This is a genomic window from Monashia sp. HAY1-5C (assembly GCF_056755255.1).
The window spans coordinates 1-975 of sequence record NZ_JBPGXG010000272.1 but is presented as its reverse complement, the minus strand read 5'-3'; the positions used below and the strand labels follow the sequence as shown (position 1 = coordinate 975).

Here is a 975-nt window from a genome sequence, read left to right as displayed (position 1 = left end):
TCCGTCGTCGGCAGCGTCAGATGTGTATAAGAGACAGCGTCACGGTCGTCCACCCCGCCGAGCACCCGATGGACCGGCAGCTCGACGCGGACGGCGGCAGCGTCCTCGCCCGGGTCGTCCAGGGCCTCGGGGCACGGCTGGCGCTCGGTCGGCAGGTCACCGAGCGTCGGCCGGCGACGGCCGACCACCCCGCCGCCGTGGTCCTCGACGACGGGACGACGCTGGCCGCCGACCTCGTCGTCGTCGCGGCCGGCGTCCGCCCCCGCGTCGACCTCGCCCTGGCCGCCGGTCTGGAGGTGGGCCGCGGCGTGGTCGTCGACGACCGGCTCCGCGCCTCCCACCCCCACGTCCACGCCATCGGCGAGTGCGCGGAGCACCGCGGCGAGGTGCCCGGGCTCGTGCAGCCCGGCTGGGACCAGGCCCGGGTCCTCGCGGACGTGCTGAGCGGTGCCGACCCCGACGCCACCTACGCAGGCACGAGCGTCGTCACCCGGCTCAAGGCGCCCGACGTCGACCTGACGAGCATGGGACGCGTCGACGTCGGCGTCCACGACGCCGGCCACGAGGTGCTCGCCTTCACCGACCCCGTGCGCGGCCGGTACGCCAAGCTCGTGCTGCGCTCCGACCGGCTCGTCGGGGCGATCCTCCTCGGCGTCGGGGACGCGGCCGGGCCGCTGACCCAGCTGTACGACACCGGGGCCGCCGCGCCCCGGGACCGGTTGGCGCTCATGCTGGGTCGGGCCGTCACCCGCAGCGGAGGGGCCGAGAGCGTCAACCTCGCCGAGATGCCCCGGTCGGCCGTCATCTGCCGCTGCAACACCGTGACGAAGGGTGCCATCGTCGACGCGTTCCGCAGCGGCGCCGACACCGTGCCGGCTCTCGCCGAGACCACCCGCGCCACCACCGGGTGCGGGTCGTGCGCGGGAGCCGTCGACGGCCTGTCTCTTATACACATCTGACGCTGCCGACGACGGA

General features: G+C 75.2%; 1 protein-coding gene. It reads left to right on the top strand.

What is annotated here, in order from left to right; all coding sequences use genetic code 11:
• A partial coding sequence (locus ACR9ZK_RS21595) for an FAD-dependent oxidoreductase (RefSeq protein ID WP_481344014.1) occupies positions 1–959 on the top strand: 959 nt, incomplete at its 5' end.
• Positions 960–975: the final 16 nt, after the last annotated feature.